At 33.5% G+C, this 19,749-nt stretch carries 20 protein-coding genes; 12 read left to right on the top strand and 8 right to left on the bottom strand.

Annotated features, from left to right (window positions below):
• Nucleotides 1-2 precede the first annotated feature (2 nt).
• From CSUIS_RS04315 to metK, 6 genes are all read right to left on the bottom strand, one after another.
• The gene (locus CSUIS_RS04315) at nt 3-1,679 is read right to left on the bottom strand and encodes an acetolactate synthase large subunit (RefSeq protein ID WP_086297366.1); all 1,677 of its coding nucleotides are present in this window, start codon (nt 1,677-1,679) and stop codon (nt 3-5) included.
• A gap of 91 nt (nt 1,680-1,770) precedes the next feature.
• Complete coding sequence (locus tag CSUIS_RS04310; RefSeq protein ID WP_086297363.1) at nt 1,771-2,415, bottom strand: HAD family hydrolase; 645 nt, start codon at nt 2,413-2,415, stop codon at nt 1,771-1,773.
• The gene (locus tag CSUIS_RS04305; RefSeq protein WP_086297361.1) at nt 2,408-2,725 is read right to left on the bottom strand and encodes a hypothetical protein; all 318 of its coding nucleotides are present in this window, start codon (nt 2,723-2,725) and stop codon (nt 2,408-2,410) included. Before CSUIS_RS04305 ends, CSUIS_RS04310 begins: the two co-directional genes overlap by 8 nt.
• Entirely contained in the window at nt 2,722-3,108 is a 387-nt protein-coding gene (locus CSUIS_RS04300; protein ID WP_086297359.1) for a rhodanese-like domain-containing protein, read from the bottom strand. Before CSUIS_RS04300 ends, CSUIS_RS04305 begins: the two co-directional genes overlap by 4 nt.
• Nucleotides 3,109-3,117: 9 nt before the next feature.
• Nucleotides 3,118-4,833, bottom strand: coding sequence for a protein-disulfide reductase DsbD (gene dsbD, locus CSUIS_RS04295; protein ID WP_086297357.1), 1,716 nt, complete (start codon nt 4,831-4,833; stop codon nt 3,118-3,120).
• A gap of 3 nt (nt 4,834-4,836) precedes the next feature.
• Nucleotides 4,837-6,030: a methionine adenosyltransferase gene (gene metK, locus CSUIS_RS04290; RefSeq protein WP_086236690.1), complete on the bottom strand. Its 1,194-nt coding sequence runs from the start codon at nt 6,028-6,030 to the stop codon at nt 4,837-4,839.
• A 219-nt stretch (nt 6,031-6,249) separates the two neighbouring features.
• Here metK and sstT point away from each other — a divergent pair, with 219 nt between their 5' ends.
• From sstT to CSUIS_RS04275, 3 genes are read left to right on the top strand one after another with little or no spacing between them, the layout of a single operon-like run.
• Nucleotides 6,250-7,479, top strand: coding sequence for a serine/threonine transporter SstT (sstT, locus tag CSUIS_RS04285; protein WP_086236691.1), 1,230 nt, complete (start codon nt 6,250-6,252; stop codon nt 7,477-7,479).
• Complete coding sequence (locus CSUIS_RS04280) at nt 7,479-9,200, top strand: M3 family oligoendopeptidase (protein WP_086297355.1); 1,722 nt, start codon at nt 7,479-7,481, stop codon at nt 9,198-9,200. The genes sstT and CSUIS_RS04280 overlap by 1 nt, the downstream gene beginning before the upstream one ends.
• Nucleotides 9,197-9,643: a hypothetical protein gene (locus CSUIS_RS04275; protein WP_086297353.1), complete on the top strand. Its 447-nt coding sequence runs from the start codon at nt 9,197-9,199 to the stop codon at nt 9,641-9,643. Before CSUIS_RS04280 ends, CSUIS_RS04275 begins: the two co-directional genes overlap by 4 nt.
• On the opposite strand, the gene CSUIS_RS04270 is transcribed toward CSUIS_RS04275, so the two are convergent.
• Nucleotides 9,630-10,496 (bottom strand): LysR family transcriptional regulator, encoded by an 867-nt coding sequence (locus CSUIS_RS04270; RefSeq protein ID WP_236860761.1) that lies wholly within the window; start codon nt 10,494-10,496, stop codon nt 9,630-9,632. The two genes, CSUIS_RS04275 and CSUIS_RS04270, sit on opposite strands and share 14 nt — an antisense overlap.
• A 186-nt stretch (nt 10,497-10,682) precedes the next feature.
• Here CSUIS_RS04270 and CSUIS_RS04265 point away from each other — a divergent pair, with 186 nt between their 5' ends.
• Genes CSUIS_RS04265 through CSUIS_RS04225 form a run of 9 tightly spaced genes read left to right on the top strand, consistent with a single transcriptional unit; the run spans nt 10,683 to nt 18,741 of the window.
• Nucleotides 10,683-12,731, top strand: a complete 2,049-nt coding sequence (locus CSUIS_RS04265; RefSeq protein WP_086297349.1) for an ATP-dependent helicase — start codon at nt 10,683-10,685, stop codon at nt 12,729-12,731.
• The gene (gene truB, locus CSUIS_RS04260; protein ID WP_086297347.1) at nt 12,728-13,555 is read left to right on the top strand and encodes a tRNA pseudouridine(55) synthase TruB; all 828 of its coding nucleotides are present in this window, start codon (nt 12,728-12,730) and stop codon (nt 13,553-13,555) included. Before CSUIS_RS04265 ends, truB begins: the two co-directional genes overlap by 4 nt.
• Nucleotides 13,543-13,770 (top strand): carbon storage regulator CsrA, encoded by a 228-nt coding sequence (gene csrA / locus CSUIS_RS04255; protein WP_086297345.1) that lies wholly within the window; start codon nt 13,543-13,545, stop codon nt 13,768-13,770. The genes truB and csrA overlap by 13 nt, the downstream gene beginning before the upstream one ends.
• Complete coding sequence (locus CSUIS_RS04250; protein WP_086297343.1) at nt 13,767-14,507, top strand: 4-(cytidine 5'-diphospho)-2-C-methyl-D-erythritol kinase; 741 nt, start codon at nt 13,767-13,769, stop codon at nt 14,505-14,507. Before csrA ends, CSUIS_RS04250 begins: the two co-directional genes overlap by 4 nt.
• Before the next feature lie 43 nt (nt 14,508-14,550).
• The gene (rplI, locus tag CSUIS_RS04245) at nt 14,551-14,994 is read left to right on the top strand and encodes a 50S ribosomal protein L9 (protein ID WP_086297341.1); all 444 of its coding nucleotides are present in this window, start codon (nt 14,551-14,553) and stop codon (nt 14,992-14,994) included.
• The gene (gene hslV, locus CSUIS_RS04240; RefSeq protein ID WP_086297339.1) at nt 14,994-15,530 is read left to right on the top strand and encodes an ATP-dependent protease subunit HslV; all 537 of its coding nucleotides are present in this window, start codon (nt 14,994-14,996) and stop codon (nt 15,528-15,530) included. Before rplI ends, hslV begins: the two co-directional genes overlap by 1 nt.
• Before the next feature lie 2 nt (nt 15,531-15,532).
• Nucleotides 15,533-16,849 (top strand): HslU--HslV peptidase ATPase subunit, encoded by a 1,317-nt coding sequence (hslU, locus tag CSUIS_RS04235; protein WP_086297337.1) that lies wholly within the window; start codon nt 15,533-15,535, stop codon nt 16,847-16,849.
• Nucleotides 16,846-17,724, top strand: a complete 879-nt coding sequence (era, locus tag CSUIS_RS04230; RefSeq protein ID WP_086297335.1) for a GTPase Era — start codon at nt 16,846-16,848, stop codon at nt 17,722-17,724. The genes hslU and era overlap by 4 nt, the downstream gene beginning before the upstream one ends.
• On the top strand, nt 17,725-18,741 hold the full coding sequence (locus tag CSUIS_RS04225; RefSeq protein ID WP_086297333.1) for a bifunctional 3,4-dihydroxy-2-butanone 4-phosphate synthase/GTP cyclohydrolase II: 1,017 nt from the start codon (nt 17,725-17,727) through the stop codon (nt 18,739-18,741).
• A 161-nt stretch (nt 18,742-18,902) separates the two neighbouring features.
• On the opposite strand, the gene CSUIS_RS08580 is transcribed toward CSUIS_RS04225, so the two are convergent.
• On the bottom strand, nt 18,903-19,745 hold the full coding sequence (locus tag CSUIS_RS08580) for an HNH endonuclease family protein (protein ID WP_236860760.1): 843 nt from the start codon (nt 19,743-19,745) through the stop codon (nt 18,903-18,905).
• Between the last annotated feature and the right edge of the window lie 4 nt (nt 19,746-19,749).

Raw genomic sequence — 19,749 nt, 5'->3', positions numbered from 1 at the left:
TCTCACTCCAATATCATATTATAAATAGCCGCACCGGCTGGCACCATAGGCAATACATTTTCAAATCTATCTATTTTAACCTCAATCACACTCACGCACTCACACTCTAAAGCGGCATTTAAAGCAGATTCAAATTCGCTCTTTGTAGTAGCTACAAATCCCTTACCACCAAAGCCTTCGCAAATTTTGACAAAATCAGGCTGAATGCTAAGATCGGTATTAGAGTATCTCTCATCGTAAAAAAATGTTTGCCACTGACGCACCATACCTAAGAAATTATTATTTAAGATGATATTTATCACTCGTTTTTTGTTTGCTACTAAGGTTATTAGCTCTTGGATATTCATCAAAAATCCACCATCACCGCTAACAGCAATAACAGGCGCATCACTAGCCCAAGCAGCCCCCATCGCAGCTGGAAGTCCATATCCCATAGTGCCTAAACCACCACTTGTAAGTAGCTGTCTAGGGCGATTAAATGGGAAAAATTGCGCAACCCACATTTGGTGTTGGCCGACATCTGTGGTGATTATGCTCTCTTTTGGCAAAATTTCTCCCATTTTTTCTATTACCCATTGAGGCTTTAAGACTTCATCACTATCTTTATAATTAAGCGGGTGAAGCTTTTTGTAAATTTCGATCTGATCTCTCCAAGCGCTAAATTCATCGCCATTTAAATTTATCTTCTCATTTAATTCTATCATTACATTGTTCAAATCACCAACAATAGGATAATCTACTTTGACAATTTTGCCAATGCTACTTGGGTCTATATCTATATGTATGATTTTGGCATTTTTGGCAAATTCGCTTAGTTTGCCTGTAACTCTATCATCAAATCTAGCCCCAAGGCAGATGATCAGATCAGCCTCGCTTAATGCCATATTGGCAGCGTAGCTACCATGCATACCAACCATAGCTAAATTTAAAGGATTAACAGAGGTTAAAACTCCAAGCGCCATTAGTGTCTCTACTGCTGGAATTTGGGTCTTTTGGATAAATTTTCTAATCTCATCACTAGCTCCGCTACTTACAGCACCGCCACCTATATAAACAATTGGTTTTTTGGACGCTAGTATAGCCTCACAAGCCTTTTTAATCTGATTTGGATGGCCTTTTGTGGTTGGCTTATATGTTTTCATCTTTATCTCGCTAGGATACTCAAAATCGCCAATAGCAGCCGTTACATCCTTAGGTATATCTACATGGACTGGGCCTGGGCGGCCACTTCTTGCTATATAAAAAGCTTGCTTTAAGATAAGTGGCAACTCTTCAATACTTTTGACTAAAAAATTATGCTTCACACAAGGCCTTGATATGCCTACGGCGTCAATCTCTTGAAATGCATCTGTGCCGATTAATGGTAGGCCAACTTGACCGCTAATTAAAACTAATGGGATGGAGTCAGCATACGCCGTAGCTAGACCGGTTACAGCATTTGTAAATCCTGGACCGCTAGTTACAAATGCCACGCCGACTTCGCCACTAACTCTTGCGTAACCATCGGCTGCATGTAGAGCTGCTTGTTCGTGGCGGGTTAAGATATGGGTGAAATACTCTTGTTTATATGTCTCATCATAGATATTTAATGCTGCGCCACCAGGATAACCAAAAACAACGCTAACACCTTCGTGTTTTAGCGCTTCGCTTATCATTTGCGAGCCATTTAGCTTTTTCATATTTTTACCTTTAATTAACTTTGATTTTCAAATTTTTTGATTATAGCATTAATTTTATTCAAAAAGTTTAAAAATATGAAATTAAGTAAAATTAAATTGAAAATGTATCAAATTTACACATTGAATTTATATTTTCTATCACCTCTTTGGCATTTTGGCAATTTATGCTATCTGGAATTTGCCTATTTGCTCCCCAAGTTATATTTATATATTCTATTTTTGCGTTTTTAGCAGCTAGTTTATCTTTATAGCTATCGCCTATGAATATTGCTTGATTGCCAAGTCTATTTGTGATGAAATTTAGCATATCTGGAGCTGGCTTACAAGGCATGGTAGCGCTAGCACCTACAATTATCTCAAATTTATCTAATATTTTAAGATTTGATAATATCTGATTTAGGCTTGTATCTGGAGCGTTAGAAGCAACTGTCATTTTATAACCCATTTTTTGAAAATAATCCATTATATCCAAAGCATCTTGATAAATTTTAGCGTGTAAAAAGTAGTTTTTCTGATACTCCTCTTCAAAAATTTTAATCATATTTTGGCTAACTCTCTCTACTGCGTAAAATTCCATCATATAGTTTTTTGCTGGATTATTGATAATTTCTATAATCTCATTATCATCTAATGGAGGCATATTTAGCCCTTGTCGCATATAATTAATAGTATTACAAATCGCCTTATCACTATCAACAAGAGTACCATCCATATCAAAGATTATAACCCTACTCATAAATCTGACCTTTGTGTTTATCTTTTTTGTAGCTTTTTGAATTTTTAAGCTTTTCAAGTGAATTTGCAGCTTTTAAAAGTGTTGTTTTATCATTTAGAGTAATAACCAAATTTACAAACTCGCAAAGTGATTTTGAGTATGGCTGATCTAAATAGACAGGCTCTATTTTAGCTAGAATTTGTGAGTTTTTATCTACAAGAGCTCGAAATTTACTCTCATCATAATCATCTCTTTTTAAATTTCTAATAGCCAATTTAGCAAATTTTTCAAGCCCCCTTAGATATTTGACCCGCTTTACTTTATCATTCATGGCTTTACTATATCAAGACCTTTTTTAGTCGCTAATATCATACCACCGGATAAATTTATCACATCTTTATATCCATTTTGGATTAAAATTTCAGATGCGGTTTGGCTTCTATGTCCGCTTCTACAAATTACAGCAATCTTCTTATTTGGGTCTGTTTTTTCTTTTATCATATTTATAAAATTCTCATTATAATACCCATTATCATCTGTTAAATTTACTAAAATAGCACCCTTTAATACTCCATAACTCCACTCGATCGGAGTGCGAATATCTACAATTTGTATATTTTTGTCATTAACTATACTCTCATCTATATCTACATTTATATACTTAGCCATAGCCATCGCAGTTGTAAAAAACATCATTAATAACACCTTTATCATTTTATTTCCTTAAATTTGATTTAATTTTTCTAGTAGCTCTTCAGGCGTGATTAGCCCAGTTATTTGATATTTTAATTGGCTATTATTATAAATCAATAAAACTGGTGGGCCAAAAATTTGATACTCCTTCATCAACTCTTGATTTTCTATACTATTTTGGCTTACATCAATTTTAACAAGCTTAAATTCGCTCAATCTTTTTGCTACATCGCTTTGGGTAAAAACACTGCTTTCAAGCTCCTTACAATTCACACACCAACTAGCCCAAAAATCTATAAGAAGTGGGGTTTTAGTAGTTTTTATAATCTCTTTTAACTCTTTTAGATTGGTTACATAATCAAATTTAATCTCATTTTTAGCCAAATTTATCTTAGGATTTGGCTTTAAATTTGGTGCAAATTTACCAATACTAAAATCTACAATCACCACTATACTAATAGAAAAAATAATGATAGATATAGCCTTAATCACTCTTTGAGCCATGCTAAATGCCCTATCAAATGCACCAAAAATCACGCTAAAAATCACGCCTAAAATAGCATATCCAAGCATAGCAAATTCATCTTTAAGAATAGGCGAAACCACCCAAATAGCCATAGCAAGCATGATAAAACCAAATGCGATTTTTACCCTTATCATCCACTCGCCTGGCTTTGGTAATAATTTATTAGCACCAAGTCCAATGGCAAGAAGTGGTAACCCCATACCAAAGCTCATTACAAATAAAGCTACTCCACCAACTACCATATCACCACTATTTGCAATATACAAAAGTGCTCCAGCCAGTGGTGCTGCTACGCATGGCCCTACTATCAAAGCTGATGTAACACCCATAAAAATCACACCGCCAATATGGCTAAATTTAGAGCTTTTAGAGTTTATATAACTTTGCAAACTCTTTGGAATATCAAACTCAAACAGCCCAAACATACAAAGAGAGAGTATAACAAAAAGAGCACTAAATATAATTAGCACAACTGGAGTTTGGAGCAATCCTTGAACGCTAGCTCCTATCATACTAGCCACTACTCCGGCTATAGCGTAGGTAAAACTCATAGATAAGACATAGATTAAGCTGATGATAAAGTTACTTTTAATATCCTTAGAGCCTTTGGAGATTATTAGTCCAGAAAGAATTGGTATCATAGGAAATACGCATGGGGTAAACGAGAGTAAAACTCCATAGATAAAAAAGGTAGAGATTATCCACAAAATCGAGTTATTTTCTAAATTTAAAGCGATTTGAGATTGCTCATTTTGTGTGGTTTTACCGCTATCTTTATTTAGTGATTTTGGCGTTTGATCTGCTTTTAATCTATTTGCTATAACCTTGCCATCTGTATCAAATTTAATATCAAATTTATCCCGCAAAGGTTGATAGCAAAATCCACTATCGCTACAACCTTGATAGTAAATATCAAGCTCAAATCTATCTTTATTTATCGCCAAGCCAGCAGGGATAAATATCTCTAAATCCCTATAAATTTCATAATTATCATATTTTATCGCTTTTGGAATATTTAAAAATTTAGTAATATCACTACTATCAAGCTCTATTTTTATCTTATCTTGATACAGATATACCCCGCTAGCAATATCAAATTTAGCCACTATACCGCTTTGATTATCCCCTAAAATAGCGATTTTAAAGGCATCTTTAGGCTCTAAAATATTACCAAGACATAAAGATACAATGAAAATAGATAGATATAATAGCTTTTTCATATATTAAATCTGTTTAAATATCTCTACAGCATCTAGCTTCTCCCATGGATAGCTAGGATCTCCTACTTGCCCTTTAGCCGCTACATTGGAGTATAAAAATGTATCTTTGCTAGGTTTATCTAGTCCAAATTTATCAGTAATCCACTTTGGAGTTAAGGCAAATTTCTCATAGACAAACTCAGAAAGCTTATCATCATTGCTATTTATATTTGTCCCCATACAATCCACGCTTACGCTCACTGGTTTTGCTACCCCTATAGCGTAGCTTAGCTGGACGATACACTTTTTAGCAAGTCCTGCTGCGACTATGTTTTTAGCTATCCATCTAGCTGCGTATAATCCACTACGATCGACTTTTGTGTAGTCTTTACTACTTTGAGCGCCACCGCCAATAGGTGAGTATCCACCAAAGCTATCTACGATCAATTTCCTACCTGTTAATCCGCTATCGTGAAGTGAGCTGTGATTTACATATCTGCCAGTTGGATTTATGTAGATTATGGTTTTTTCTTTGTCATAAAGCTCTTTTGGAAGTCCAGCATCATCTATCAAGCCTTGTATCAAATCTCTTACTTCTTCTATTTTTAAGCTCTCAACGCTTGGGGCTGAAACTACTATTGTATGGATTTTTTCTGGTTTGCAATTTTCAAAATTTGATTTTGTGCCATAATCGATTGTAACTTGTGTTTTTATATCCACACCTAGTTTATCTGGATTTTTAAGAGCGTAATTATAAACCTTATCACAAAGCACTCTTGCGTAAGTTATCGCTGCTGGCATTAAATTATTAGTCTCGCACGAAGCAAATCCAAACATAATCCCCTGATCTCCAGCGCCTATTTCGCCACTTTGTTGATCTACGCCTTGATTTATATCTGGGCTTTGCTGATTTAAAAATACATCTACCTCGATATCATCTGGATGGAGACATTGAGCTTTGCTAAAGTGCGGATTGCCGTTATATCCTATTTTTGCTAAGGCATTTTTAACTATTGTTCTATACTCTTGATGACTTAAATTTACACTTGAGTTGATCTCGCCGCCAATTACAATATGCTTACCAGCAACGAAAACTTCACTAGCCACCCTTGCTTTTGAATCTTGCGAAAGTATCGCATCTACTATGCTATCAGCTATTATATCAGCACATTTATCTGGGTGTCCTGGACTTACAACTTCACTTGTAAATAGATACATATTTTTCCTTATTTTGACAATTTTTGGCGTGGATTTTAGCATAATTTTGTAAAATATATATTAAATTTGTAACTTGAATTTGATATTATCTCGCTATAAATATTACTAAATCTTATTAATAGTTATATAGTAATTTAGATAAAAATTTTATAACCCCCTACTCTTAGCCAAATTTAATTAAATTTAAAATATAATAATTGATTTTATTAAAGGATTTTTATGATTAGACATATTGCACAGCGATATAATGATGGCAATTTAATAGTCCAAATTTTAGTTGGTATTATCCTTGGTGGGATTTTGGGGTTTGTAGCTTATGGTGGTAATGATATTGCGATAAATTTAGCCAATTTTGCTGCGATTTTAGGCTCTATTTTTGTGGGCGCTCTAAAGGCTGTGGCTCCTATTTTGGTCTTTGTGCTTGTGAGTGCTTCTATAGTGCTTAAAGAATTTGGTCATACGCATGGAATGAAAAATATAGTTATACTCTATATAATTGGCACATTTTTAGCCTCTTTAGCTGCTGTTTGTATTAGCTTTATCTCTCCTACTACACTTGTATTACAAAATACATCTGTAGCTATGAGTGCTGCACCAAGCGATATATCAGTGGTGCTAAAAGATCTAGCATATAAGATAGTAGATAACCCCTTAAACGCAATCGCAAATGGTAATTATATCGGCATCTTAGCGTGGGCTATCGGGGTTGGTATAGCTCTTAGGCAGTGTAGTAATGAGACAAAAAAGGTATTTAAAGATATGAGCGGCGCAATTACAAAGATAGTTAAATTTATAATTCGCCTAGCTCCATTTGGTATATTTGGTCTTGTTAGTATTAGTGTAGCTCAAACTGGATTTGCTGCACTTGGCGGGTATTTAAAGCTACTGCTTGTTCTTGTGGGGACTATGCTATTTGTGGCATTTGTGATTAATGCAATTATAGTATTTATAGTAACAAAGAAAAATCCATATCCGCTTATAATGATATGCCTAAAAGAGAGTGCGGTTATGGCATTTTTCACCAGAAGTAGTGCTGCAAACATACCTGTAAATATGAATTTATGCAAAAAATTAAATTTAAATGAAAATCTCTACTCAATCTCTATTCCATTAGGTGCTACTATAAATATGGCTGGGGCTGCTGTAACTATAGCGGTTCTATCTTTGAGTGCGGTTTATACCTTGGGGATTGAAGTTGGATTTTGGGATGCTTTACTACTTAGTATAATAGCAGCAATTGGTGCGTGTGGAGCTAGCGGGGTAGCTGGAGGCTCTTTGATGCTTATACCGCTTGCTTGTTCGCTATTTGGAATTAGCAATGATATAGCTATGCAAGTGGTGGCTATCGGATTTATAATTAGCGTTATTCAAGACTCAGTAGAGACAGCTCTAAATAGCTCTACAGATGTTTTATTTACCGCTATAATTTCAAATAATATAAAGGAATAATTATGATATGGGATCTATCTAAATTTTTTAATAGTATTGATGAGTTGGATAAATTTTGTCTAAATTTACGAAAAAATGCTAATGAATTTAATGGCAAATTTAGTAAAAATTTGAGTAATCTAAATAGTGATGAATTTAAAAATGCTATGGAAGGTTATGAGGAAATTTTAGCTGGTATTGGCAAGGTTATGAGCTATGCTTATTTAAATTTTGCTAAAGATACAAGCAAGGGGGCATTTTTAGCCAAATATGAGGAGATTTGCACCAAGATAGAAGAGAGTGTGCTATTTTTCGAGATTGAATTTAATGAGCTTGATACAAAAACTCAAAAAAATTTTATAATAAACACGCCTAAATTTGGCTACTACTTAGAGAATTTGGCTAAGAGTAGATCTCACCAACTAAGCTTTTTAGAAGAGAGAATTCTATTAAGGACGGCAAATACTGGAGCAAGTGCGTTTAGTAGGCTATTTGATGAGAGTATGGCTAGGGCTAGATTTGAGTTTGAAGGAGAGCTTTTAAAAGAAGAAGAGATTTTATCTAAGCTTAGTAGTAGTGATAGAAATATAAGAAAAGAGGCTGCCAAATCCCTAAGTAAAGGGCTAGAGCCAATGCAACATCTGCTCACTTATATCTATAATATGATTAAAACAGATCTAAAAAATAGCTGCGAACTGCGTGGATATGAGTATGGGGAGTCAAGTAGGCACCTAAGCAATCAAATAGAAAAATCAAGCGTAGATGCTTTGATTAATGCTAGTGAAAATAGCTTTGGTTTGGTATCTAAATTTTATGATAAAAAGCGTGAAATTTTAGGCTTTGATGAGCTATATGATTATGATAGATATGCCCCTTTAGGTGGCGATGAAAAGATGGATTATGAGGAGGCAAAATCAATAGTAATTGAGGCATTTAGCCAGTTTAGTCCGCTATTTGGTAATTTGGCTAAAAGGGCTTTTGATGAGAATTGGTGCGATGTATATCCAGATGAGAATAAACAAGCCGGAGCCTTCTCACACTCTGCTAGTAGCGATGTCCATCCATTTGTACTGCTAAATTTTACCGGTAGAAGGCGAGATCTTTTCACATTAGCTCACGAGCTAGGCCATAGTATCCATCAATACCTTAGCTATAGCGTGGGATATTTAAATTCGCACACACCGCTAACCACAGCTGAAACAGCCTCTGTATTTTGCGAAATGCTGGTTTTTGAATATGTCAAAAATAGACTTCCAAAAGAGCAAAAAGTTGCTTTATTAGCTGGTAAAATAGAAGATATATTTGCTACTTTGTATAGGCAGATAAATTTCACTACTTTTGAACGCCTAGTGCATTCATACGAAGGCGAGATAAGTAGCGATGAATTAAATAGAATTTGGCTACAAGAGAGTAAAAAGATGTTTGGAAATTCTCTTATTTTAAATGATTATTATAAAATTTGGTGGAGCTATATTCCGCACTTTATACACTCCCCATTTTACTGCTATGCCTATTCATATGCTCAGCTTTTAGTGTTAGCGCTTTTTGGACTATATAAAAGCAAAGAGTGTGATAATTTTGTAGAGATTTATACTAAATTCTTAAGCCTAGGTGGAAGCAAAAGCCCAAAAGAGCTTGTAGGAATGTTTGGCTTTGATATTGATGATGAGAAATTTTGGAATATTGGAATTTCTCAAGTGGAAAATTTGGTTGATGAGTTTATAAAGGAGAGTAGTCTATGATTGAAGAGATTTTAAAAGATGATAAATTTGGCTCTATGATGCGTAAAAATATCTATGATTTGCTAAATTTTTTGATAGATAAAGGCTCTACATTTGATATTTTAGTAAATACTAAATTTGTAAGCTTTAATCCGGATTTGCCAGATAGTATCAAATCAAGCTTTAATCCATCTGTTATTTTATTTAGTTTAGCTGGATATACGCTAAGTAGTGTTAAAATCAGTAGTGATGAGATAAGCTTTGAAGCTGGATTTGGCGAAGATGACTTTGCTAGTGTAGTGAGTGTCCCAATTGGTGCTATTATCAGAATTAGTATAGATGAAAATCCGCTATTAATAAATTTCGCTACCTATACACCAAATAGCATTAAAACAAAACAAGAACACTCAAAACAGATATTTTTAAATAACCCCAAAAATAGGGATATTTTCAAAGGTCAATAGATATTTTACTAACCTTATCTAGTATATGCTCATTCTCCCTAAACCCAGCTATAAATACTGGGCGAATGATCTTTACTCCTTCTATATCGATAGGAAATAGTAGTCCATCAGCAATAGCTTGTCTTATTAAAAATCTAGGCAAAAATGCCACATACTCTTTAGCCTTATTATTTAGCATTGCATACTTAGTAGCTACAGCACCATCTAACCTATAAATGGTGCGAAGCTCTTCATAATTTACCCCAAACTGCTCAAAATACCCCTTTAAAAAGGATTTTGTCCTATCTGTAATGAAGTTAAACTCGCCAAGTTTTGCTGGGGTGATTTTTTGATTTGCTACCATATTTGAGACTAAGATTATATCATACTCAAACAGCTTTTTAAATATCAATTGCTCATTATATAATCTCTCTTGAGTCATGATAATATCGCATCTTTTATCTATTAGACTTGAGACTAAATCATTATTTGTATCAGCTATTTTAACATCTAAATCGCTATTTATCACATCGCAAATTTTATCTAGCATAAATGGCAAAATCGCATGTGCTATAAGCAAATTAGTAGCAACTGAGATTTTAAATTTCTCATCTTTTATCCTATGGGCTTCTTCTTTAAACCTAAACATAGCCCCTTCAAATTTCATACATAATTTATAAAATCTATCGCCCTCTTTTGTCAGCACTATACCATTTTTACGCCTTACTAAAAGTGTGGTTTGTAGTGCCTCTTCTAGCTTTTTAATCTGTAAGGTAACAGCTGGCTGCGATAGCCCTAAGGTCGTAGAAGCCTTTGAGAAACTCCTTTCTTTGACAATTGTCATAAAAGTGTATATTTTATTAAAATCGATCATCAAAAAACCTTTTGGATTTTATAATTTTTTGATTTTATAGTTTATAGCTTAAATTAAAATTTAATATAATGTAAATTTTAATTATATTGACAATTATTAATAAAATATGTAACTTTTTGTAACACATATTATTATTAAGTTTAAATTTGGTATAATCTTAGCTTTAATAATAAAAAAGAGTAGTTTATGGATAATGTATTAAATTCGCTTAACGAAAATCAAAAAATCGCCGCCACGCATATAGATGGACCAATGCTTATTCTAGCTGGGGCTGGTAGCGGCAAGACAAAGACTATCACTTCACGACTAGCATACTTAATAAGCGAAGTTGGGATCGATCCTTTAAATACGCTTACGCTGACTTTTACCAATAAAGCTGCTACTACAATGAAGCAACGAGCTATGGCTATGCTTGGGGGATATAATGCTAATCCTTTGCTTTGCACATTTCATAAATTTGGTTTGCTATTTTTGAAATTTCATATAAATGAGCTAGGTAGAAGTAATAATTTTATCATAATTGATACTGATGATAAGAAAAAGATTATAAAAGATATAGAGAGCCAAGTCCCAGCTGCTATAATATCAAATGAGATCTCAAAATATAAAAATATGCTTTTAAGCGTAGAATCTGTAATGGATAGCTCAAAGCTAGATACTCAATACTCAAAGACAAATTATGAAAAAATTGCTAAAGCCTATAAATTATATGAAGAGTATTTAAAGGGTAATAATTTAGTTGATTTTGATGATCTTTTATGCTTGACATATAATATTTTGGATAATAATCCTGCTTTAAGTAGCGAAATTTCAGATAGATATAAATATATAATGGTAGATGAGTATCAAGATACTAATGACCTTCAGTATAAGCTACTTCGCAAATTATGCCATAATCACCAAAATTTGGTCGTTGTAGGCGATGATGACCAGAGTATATATGGCTGGAGAGGTGCAAGAATAGAAAATATCTTAAATTTCAAAGATCAGTTTAATGATGTTAAGCTTATAAAATTAGAGAGAAACTACCGCTCTACCCCTTCTATATTAAAAGCAGCTAATGAGCTTATAGATCATAATAGATCTAGACTAGGTAAAAGCTTGATTAGTCAATTACCAGATGAAAATCCTATAGAGATACTAGATCATATCGATGAGAATGCTGAGGCTAAAAATATCGCTATAAAGATCAATAACCTACTATCAAGCGGTGTATCAGCTAGTCAAATTGCTATTTTATATAGAGTAAATGCTCTATCAAGAAGCTTAGAAGATGGACTAAATAAAGCAAGAATTCCATATAAGATGGTAGGCGGAGTAAAATTCTATGAAAGAGCTGAGATTAAAGATATTATAAGCTATTTAAGATTGATTTTAAACCCAAATGATGATTTTTCTCTTACTCGCATTATCAATAGACCAAAGCGTGGTTTAGGCAAGGTTAGCTTAGCAAAATTAGAAAAATTTGCCTTTGATAATAAAACATCTTTATATAATGCGATATATATGGCTAGTGAGAATGTATTAAGCAAGAAATTAAGTCAAACGCTTATTGAGCTAGCTAATAATATTAAAGATCTCTCTACCCTAGCCCCATATGATTTGATAAGCAAATTTGACTCTACATTTGGCATTAAGGCATATTATGAGAGTTTGCCAGATGGGGCTGAGAGAGTGATAAATATCGATGAATTCTACGCTTTATTAAAAGATCATATATTAAATACTCCAAATTTTGATTTAGAGGAGTTTTTAAATGAGCTAGCACTTGAGAGCGAGCAAGATAGGATTAGCGATGATGCTATATCTATTATGAGCGTTCATGCTAGTAAGGGGCTTGAGTTTGAGCATCTTTTTGTAATCGGGCTTGAAGAGGGATTTTTCCCACTTCTTGGCGATGGTAGCGATATAGAAGAGGAAAGACGCCTAGCATATGTAGCCATCACTAGAGCCAAAAAGGGATTAAATCTATCATACTCAAATTCGAGATTTTACAAAGGTCAAAGGACAAGACTAAATAGATCAAGATTCTTAAGCGAAGCTGGGCTTTGCGAAGGCTCTTTAAAGATAGAGAGCCAAAATGAGTTTAAAAAAGGGGATCTAATCCAGCATAAGATTTTTGGTATCGGGCGTGTTATAGAAGTAAGTAAAATCAAAAATGAATTTAAACTAAAAATAAATTTTGGTGGAAATATTAAAGATATTATGTCATCTTTTGTCAAGAAGGTTATATGAATAGGCTATTTGTCGCATATAAACCAAAAGGAGTGGTATCAAATCACTTTTTAGGCAGACTTAAGCGTAAATATGGGGTTAAAAAAGCTGGATTTTCTGGGATTTTAGACCCATTTGCTAGTGGGTGCTTGATTGTAGCGTTTGGGTCATATACAAAGCTATTTAACTATCTAAAAATCGAGCCTAAACTATATCGAGCGACACTTTGGCTTGGGGCTAGCTCACCTAGCTATGATAGTCAAAATATCACTCAAATTCAAAATATCCCATCACTTGATGAGAGAAAAATCAAAGATGAATTAGGCAAATTACAAGGCAAAATCACCTACACTCCACCGAAATTTAGCGCTAAAAAAATTAATGGCAAAAGAGCCTATGAATTAGCAAGAATGGGGAGTGAATTTGAGCTAAAAGAGTGCCAAATGGAGGTATTTGATGTGAAATTTATTAACTACTCTCACCCATTTTTAACCTTTGAGATTAAGGTTTCAGCTGGGTCATATATACGCTCTTATGCTCAAATTTTATCACAAAATTTATCTCAAACAGGCACTTTAAGCGCACTTGAGAGAATCAGCGAAGGTGAGTTTAAATTTCAAAATGAAGCACCGCTTGACCCTTTAAAATATCTAAATTTAACCAAAAATAGCTATAAAGGCGATATCATGGATATAATTTTGGGTAAAAAGCTTAGAGCGTGTGATTTTGATATTAGCAGTGATGGGGAGTATGTTATAGAGTATGATAATGCTTTTAGCATAATTAAGATAGAAAATCAAGAGGTAAAATACGCAATAAACAGGATGGAAAAATGCTTATATTAACAAGAAAAGCCACAGAGTCAATACAGATTGGAGATGATATAGAAATCAAAATTCTTAGCACCACTAATAACACGGTAAAAATAGCAATTGAAGCTCCAAAAGATATTTTAATTTTACGAAAAGAGCTAGTAAAAGAGGTCGCTGATAATAACGCAGTAGCTAGCACACCTAAACAAAATTTACTTGATCTTTTAGCTAAAAAGATATTTAAATGAGAAGCTTTGCTAAGATAAATGTATTTTTAAAGATTGTTGGATTTCGTAATAATTATCACGAGATTAAATCTAGATTTATCCTTTATAAAGGGCTTTATGATGAGATAGATTTGGTTAGTAGGGTTAGTGATGGGCTTATTATCGATAATCCTTTTAGTGATAATATAATTTTTAAAGCTTATAATAAAATAGCAAATTTGGGTTTTGCTAATAAGCTTGATGAGTATTTTAAAGATAATCAAGTAAAATTAATTAAAAATATCCCATCTGGCGGTGGTTTAGGTGGTGGAAGTAGCAATGCGGCGGCTTTTTTACACTTAGTAAATGATAGGTTAAATTTAAACATTTCTAAAGAGAAATTAATACAAATAGCCCATAATATCGGTGCTGATGTGGCGTTTTTTGTAAGTAGATTTGACGCAGCAAATGTAAGCGGGATTGGCGAGATTGTGGAGGCTTTTGATGATGATATCCCAAATTTGGATATTGTAACAAGCCCTATTTTTTGCTCCACTCCAAAGGTTTTTGCAAGGTATAGAGCTGAATTTAAGGGATTTGATATAGAGTTAGCTAATAAACTTTGCCAGATGAAAAGCAAAGAAATTTTAAATAGCTATGAAAATATCAGATTAAACGACCTACTAAAACCATGCCAAGAGATATATAGCGATTTAAGCGTGGCTAGTGATGAGTTTTTAAGCGGGAGCGGAAGTAGTAAGTTTAAACTAAAAATTTAATATAAAAAAGTAAAATTATAAAACCAAATCAAAAAGGAAAAATATGAAGGTACTACTAATAAAAGATGTAAAAGGCTTAGGAAAAGCAGGAGAGGTAAAAGAGGTAAAAGATGGCTATGGCAATAATTTTTTAATAGGCAAAGGTTACGCTAAGGCTGCTACGGATGCGGTTTTAAGGCAGTGGGAAGCCGCTAAGAGAAATGAGGCTCAAATAAAAGAGTATGAGATAAATCAAAATGAGAAGTTAAAAGATGAGTTAGCTGGGGTTAAAATCACCATAAAAACAAAATTAGGAGCTAATGGCTCTTTATTTGGCAGTATCACAAAAGATGAAATAGCTAAAGCCCTAAAAGAGCAAAAAGGCTATGAAATCGATAAAAAATCCCTAGAATGCAATAATATCAAAACCCTTGGAGAGCATGAAATTTCAATTAAATTAACCCACCAAATTCACGCTAAATTTAAGATTGAAGTAGTAGGTGAGTGATGTTTCATGCTACTACAATTTTAGCTTATAGAGGCAAGGATGCCGCAGTCATCGGTGGAGATGGTCAAGTTAGCTTTGGTTCTACTATTTTAAAGGGCAATGCTGTAAAGATAAGAAAGCTATATGGTGGCAAAATTTTAGCTGGATTTGCTGGTTCTACTGCTGATGCTTTTAATCTTTTTGATATGTTTGAGCGAATTTTAGATGGGGTTAAGGGGGATTTGCTAAAAGCCGTTGTGGAATTTAGCAAAGAGTGGAGAAAAGATAAGGTCTTAAGAAAATTAGAGGCTATGATGCTAGTACTAAATAGAGAGCATATATTTTTGCTTAGTGGCACTGGCGATGTAGTTGAGCCAGAAGATGGCAAGATAGCAGCCATTGGAAGTGGTGGTAACTACGCTTTAGCAGCCGCTAGAGCTTTGGATAAATTTGGCTCGCTTAGTAGCGAAGAGCTAGTAAAACAGAGTTTAAATATAGCTGGAGAGATCTGTATTTATACTAATACAAATATAAAAACTTATACATTAACGGATTAAAGATGAATTTAACACCAAAAGATATAGTAAAATTTTTAGATGATTATGTAATTGGTCAAAATGACGCTAAAAAGATTATCGCTATCGCACTTCGTAATCGCTATAGGCGTATGCAACTACCAAGTAGTATTCAAGATGATATAGTGCCTAAAAATATTTTGATGATAGGCTCTACTGGCGTTGGTAAAACCGAGATCGCAAGACGCCTCTCAAAGCTATTTGGGCTGCCATTTATCAAAGTAGAAGCTAGTAAATATACTGAAGTTGGCTTTGTAGGTAGAGATGTGGAGTCTATGATACGAGACCTAGCTATGGCGGCGCTAAATTTAGTAAAACAAGAGCACAGAGATAGAAATAGCGATAAAATAGAAGAGTATATAGAAAAGCGAATTTTAGAAAAGCTCCTTCCGCCACTACCAAATGGGGCAACTGATGAGAAAAAAGAGCAGTATGAAATCAGCTATGAGAAGATGAAGCAAAAGCTAAGAGATGGTAAGCTTGATGATTTGGTTATTGAGATTGAAGTGGATCAATCGAGCTTTGAAGCTGGGGCGAATTTGCCACCTGATATGGCTGCTATGCAAGAGAGTTTTATCAAAGTTATTGGTATTACAAATAAAAAAGTTAAAAAAGATATGAAGGTCAAAGACGCCAAAGAGAGCTTAAAAAATGAGGCTAGTGAGAAGATTTTGGATATGGAAAGTATCAAATCTGAAGCTTTAAAAAGAGCGCAAAATGAGGGGATTATATTTATTGATGAGATTGATAAAGTAGCTGTAAGTAGCTCAACTCGCCAAGACCCTAGCAAAGAAGGAGTTCAAAGAGATCTTTTACCTATTGTAGAAGGTAGCGATGTATCTACTAAATTTGGGACTATCAAGACCGATCATATCCTATTTATCGCTGCTGGTGCATTTCATATGTCTAAACCAAGCGATTTAATCCCTGAATTACAAGGGAGATTTCCACTTCGTGTAAGCCTTGATAGCTTAGATGTAAATGCTCTATACGAGATCTTAACCAAACCTAAAAATTCGCTTTTAAATCAATATAAAGCCCTACTAAGCGTAGAAGATGTGGAGCTTGAATTTGATGATGAGGCTCTTAGACAAATTGCTAAATTAACGCAAAATACCAATCAAAAAGTCGAAGATATCGGCGCTAGGAGATTGCATACTGTGATTGAGAAGCTACTTGAGGATATTAGCTTTGATGCTGATATTTATAAGGGGCAAAAATTTATAGTAACTAAAGAGCTTGTAGATGAGAAATTAGGCGAAATTTGCCAAGATGAAGATAGAGCAAAGTATATATTATGAGAAGTGGGTTTGTAACCTTAATAGGTAGGACAAACGCTGGTAAAAGCAGTCTTTTAAACTACTTGCTAAATCAAAAAATATCAATGGTATCACATAAGCAAAATGCTACTAGGCGTAAGATTTTAGGCATTGTAATGCATGGAGATGACCAAGCGATATTTATAGATACACCAGGATTACACGATAGTAGCAAGGCGTTAAATAAATTTATGATCCAAAGTGCTATAAGCTCCTTAGGCGATGCGGATGTGGCTGTATTTGTGGCAAGTGTGTTTGATGGTGTAGAAAATTATGAAAAATTCTTAAATTTAAATAGCCCCCTACCCCACATAATCGCACTAACAAAAATAGATGAAATTACCCAAGATAAGCTATTTAAAAAGCTAAATGAGTATCAAAAATACTCTAATAATTTTCAAGCCATTATCCCAATAACAATCAAAAAACAAGCTTATCGTAAGATATTTTTAGACGCACTTATGCCGCTTTTACCTACTCACCCACACTACTATGATCCTGAATACATAACTACAACAAATGAAAAAGATATATATAAAGATTTTATCTTAGAAGCGATATTTGAGTGCGTAAGCCAAGAAATTCCATATAGCTCTGATGCTATGGTATCAAAGGTTAAGCAAAATGGCGATATTTTAGAAATTCAAGCTAAGATTATTACTGATAATAACCATCATAAGGCTATTTTAATAGGCAAAAATGGGGCTACGATTAAGCGAATAGGAATTGTATCTCGTAAAATTATAAGTAAATTTAATAATCAAAAAGTTTGTATGAAATTAAGCGTAGAAGTGGATAAAAATTGGCATACAAATGAAAATAGTATTAAAAAATATTTAGATATAAAAGGAAATTAAATGGGATTTCAAAGAGTTCTTAAGGCCATAGAAGATATAAAAAATGGTAAAATGATAGTTATGGTAGATGATGAAGATAGAGAAAATGAAGGTGATATTGTATTTTCGGCCGCATTTAGTGATGTTCAAAAGGTAAATTTTATGATTACTCATGCTAGGGGCGTTGTATGCACTCCACTTAGCAAGGAGTTGGCTGATAAATTTGAGTTATATCCGATGGTTGGAGCAAATACTAGCTCTCATGAGACAGCTTTTACCATTAGTATTGACGCCAAAAAAGCCTCAACTGGAGTTAGTGCGTATGAGAGAGATATGACAATCAAAATGCTAGTAGATGGTGCTACAAGGGCTGGAGACTTTGTAAGACCTGGCCATATATTTCCTCTTATTGCTAAAAGTGGCGGGGTATTAGAAAGAACTGGACATACTGAAGGAAGTATAGATCTATGTAGGTTGGCTGGGTTAGCACCTGTGTCGGTAATTTGCGAAATAGTAAATGACGATGGGACGATGGCTAGGCGTGATGATTTAGAGAAATTTTGCGATAAATTTGGATTAAATATGGTTAGCATTGCTGAGATTATCGAGTATAGGCTCCACCATGAGAAATTAATTAGTGTTAGTGAGCTTGGCAAATCTCAAATTGCTGGTAAAAATGCAAATAAATATAGCATTATGGATCATTTAGGCAATACCCACTACGCTTTTATTTTTGGCGATATAAAAGATACAACAAATGTCAAATTTCATAAGATTAAAGATGATATTGAGCTTTTAAATTCGCATAAATTTAGTGAATTTATCTCCCATATAGATCTGCTTGATAAAGAAGGTGGGATACTAATATTTTTAGCTGGTAATGAAGATGATGGTAGCTTGATTAAAAACTATGGTATAGGCGCTCAAATCTTAAAATATTTTGGGGCAAGCGATATTAAAATTTTAAGCTCTAGCGAATCTAAGGAGTTTGTAGCTATCAAAGGTTTTGGGCTTAATATTTTGGGACAAAAATCATAATAAAATCACTTGAAAGTTATAATATTAGAATATTTATAAAACTATAAATATTCTAATAAATTTAAACTAGATTTTAGCAAATTTAAAAACTAGATAAAATCTTATTATAATAAAAATTCTTAAAACACACTGGTAAAAAATTTACTAAATGCATCATAAATTTACTTATTTCTATTTTCGATATCGCCTTTTAACCAATCCTCTTGCGGACTTGTGGCTAAATCTTGTGCTTCTATAAAATAAGAAGATTGATATATCTCTTTCTTTTTATTAAAATACCCATTTCCAGCCTGAATATTTAACTTTTTCTCCAAAAACATTTTATTACCAACCTGTTCTAAATACTCTTGAGCCTCCTTTTCATCCCAACCATTATAATTTGTATTTTGCCAATTTCTAGGAAAAATATGCTCAATCTCTGCCTTTACTAAACTATAATTTTTATTATCTTTATTCCATTGCATTACTTGATTTTCGTTATACAAAATAGCATAAAGAGATAAAATATAGCGAATTTGCTGTGGTCTAGCTTTTTTTGAAAAGTCTATAAAATTTTCTAATGATGGCATTTTTAAATCTGGTAAATTTATACTCGACTCAAAAATATTTTTTATCTTATTTTCTTTAATAATATTTACATTTGCTTTCATAAGACTCCAGAATAATCCAGAACTTCCACCCTTTCCATATATAAGCCCTAATGCATTATACGCTACAAGTTGTGGTAAGATTTTATCGAAAATACCCTTATTTTCATCATTTTTATCCTTATAAAAACATACACTTACAACCATCTGCCATAATCTATTTTGATAGGTATTTAAAATCGCAAAATATTTTTTAGCTTCTGGATTTAAATAATTATAAGGATTACACCAAAACTCACCCAATTGTTTAATAAATTCAAAAGTTTCTTCTTTATTTAATAAATCTTCATTCGCGGCAAAATTTACTCTTTTATTTTTAGAGTTCTCTTTATCTTTTTTAGTCCAAAACTCAAGCACACCA

This window comes from Campylobacter porcelli (assembly GCF_002139855.1).
GTDB classification, from domain to species: Bacteria; Campylobacterota; Campylobacteria; order Campylobacterales; family Campylobacteraceae; genus Campylobacter; species Campylobacter porcelli.
This window is presented reverse-complemented; position numbering and strand designations above follow the sequence as displayed.

Coding starts and splice junctions, on each gene's coding strand:
- CSUIS_RS04315 (WP_086297366.1), bottom strand. CDS start 1,679: ATGAAAAAGCTAAATGGCTCGCAAATGATAAGCGAAGCGCTAAAACAC.
- CSUIS_RS04310 (WP_086297363.1), bottom strand. CDS start 2,415: ATGAGTAGGGTTATAATCTTTGATATGGATGGTACTCTTGTTGATAGT.
- CSUIS_RS04305 (WP_086297361.1), bottom strand. CDS start 2,725: ATGAATGATAAAGTAAAGCGGGTCAAATATCTAAGGGGGCTTGAAAAA.
- CSUIS_RS04300 (WP_086297359.1), bottom strand. CDS start 3,108: ATGATAAAGGTGTTATTAATGATGTTTTTTACAACTGCGATGGCTATG.
- dsbD (WP_086297357.1), bottom strand. CDS start 4,833: ATGAAAAAGCTATTATATCTATCTATTTTCATTGTATCTTTATGTCTT.
- metK (WP_086236690.1), bottom strand. CDS start 6,030: ATGTATCTATTTACAAGTGAAGTTGTAAGTCCAGGACACCCAGATAAA.
- sstT (WP_086236691.1), top strand. CDS start 6,250: ATGATTAGACATATTGCACAGCGATATAATGATGGCAATTTAATAGTC.
- CSUIS_RS04275 (WP_086297353.1), top strand. CDS start 9,197: ATGATTGAAGAGATTTTAAAAGATGATAAATTTGGCTCTATGATGCGT.
- CSUIS_RS04270 (WP_236860761.1), bottom strand. CDS start 10,496: ATGATCGATTTTAATAAAATATACACTTTTATGACAATTGTCAAAGAA.
- CSUIS_RS04265 (WP_086297349.1), top strand. CDS start 10,683: ATGGATAATGTATTAAATTCGCTTAACGAAAATCAAAAAATCGCCGCC.
- truB (WP_086297347.1), top strand. CDS start 12,728: ATGAATAGGCTATTTGTCGCATATAAACCAAAAGGAGTGGTATCAAAT.
- csrA (WP_086297345.1), top strand. CDS start 13,543: ATGCTTATATTAACAAGAAAAGCCACAGAGTCAATACAGATTGGAGAT.
- CSUIS_RS04250 (WP_086297343.1), top strand. CDS start 13,767: ATGAGAAGCTTTGCTAAGATAAATGTATTTTTAAAGATTGTTGGATTT.
- rplI (WP_086297341.1), top strand. CDS start 14,551: ATGAAGGTACTACTAATAAAAGATGTAAAAGGCTTAGGAAAAGCAGGA.
- hslV (WP_086297339.1), top strand. CDS start 14,994: ATGTTTCATGCTACTACAATTTTAGCTTATAGAGGCAAGGATGCCGCA.
- hslU (WP_086297337.1), top strand. CDS start 15,533: ATGAATTTAACACCAAAAGATATAGTAAAATTTTTAGATGATTATGTA.
- era (WP_086297335.1), top strand. CDS start 16,846: ATGAGAAGTGGGTTTGTAACCTTAATAGGTAGGACAAACGCTGGTAAA.
- CSUIS_RS04225 (WP_086297333.1), top strand. CDS start 17,725: ATGGGATTTCAAAGAGTTCTTAAGGCCATAGAAGATATAAAAAATGGT.